Source organism: Sphingobacterium sp. T2 (genome assembly GCF_000814685.1).
GTDB lineage: Bacteria > Bacteroidota > Bacteroidia > Sphingobacteriales > Sphingobacteriaceae > Sphingobacterium > Sphingobacterium thermophilum.
This window is the reverse complement of the sequence record NZ_JXAC01000318.1, coordinates 1-845: the sequence shown is the minus strand read 5'-3', so window position 1 is coordinate 845 and position 845 is coordinate 1. Positions and strand designations below refer to the sequence as shown.

The following is an 845-nucleotide window of genomic DNA, read 5'->3' as shown; positions in this document are numbered from 1 at the left end:
GAGTGGAGACGGAGTAAGTGGACAGCTTGCCGCGGACTGACGAAAGTAGTTACGGTTAAGGGTGGTGAGTATAGGAGCTGTAAGGCAAATCCGAGATTCTTGCTGAGGCCCAATAGTACAGCAAACCTACGGGGGCGCTGATAGAGCAGGTAATCAGACTTCCAAGAAAAACCGCTAAGCTTCAGGTAAAGAAAACCCGTACCGTAAACCGACACAGGTAGTCGAGGAGAGAATCCTAAGGTGCTCGAGTGAATCATGGCTAAGGAACTCGGCAAAATGGCCCTGTAACTTCGGGAGAAGGGGCGCTGTCTCTGTGAGGAGCAGCCGCAGTGAAAAGGCCCAGGCGACTGTTTAGCAAAAACATATGGCTTTGCGAAATCGAAAGATGAGGTATAAGGCCTGACACCTGCCCGGTGCTGGAAGGTTAAGAGGGGATGTTAGTCATAAGGCGAAGCATTGAATCGAAGCCCCAGTAAACGGCGGCCGTAACTATAACGGTCCTAAGGTAGCGAAATTCCTTGTCGGGTAAGTTCCGACCTGCACGAATGGTGTAACGATCTGGCGCTGTCTCAGCCATGAGCTCGGTGAAATTGTGGTATCGGTGAAGACGCCGATTACCCGCAACGGGACGGAAAGACCCCATGAACCTTCACTATAGCTTAACATTGAGATTGGATACAGGATGTGTAGGATAGGCGGGAGTATATGAAGCGGGTTCGCCAGGATTCGTGGATACGACGTTGAAATACCGCCCTTTCTGTATTCGGTTTATAACTTGCTGAATAGCGAGGACATTGTTTGGTGGGTAGTTTGACTGGGGTGGTCGCCTCCAAAAAGGTAACGGA

1 rRNA gene is annotated in these 845 nt (G+C 50.5%); it reads left to right on the top strand.

Features of this window, described 5'->3' with window-relative positions:
• Window positions 1-845, top strand: a 23S ribosomal RNA gene (locus SD31_RS16315); the annotation flags it as partial.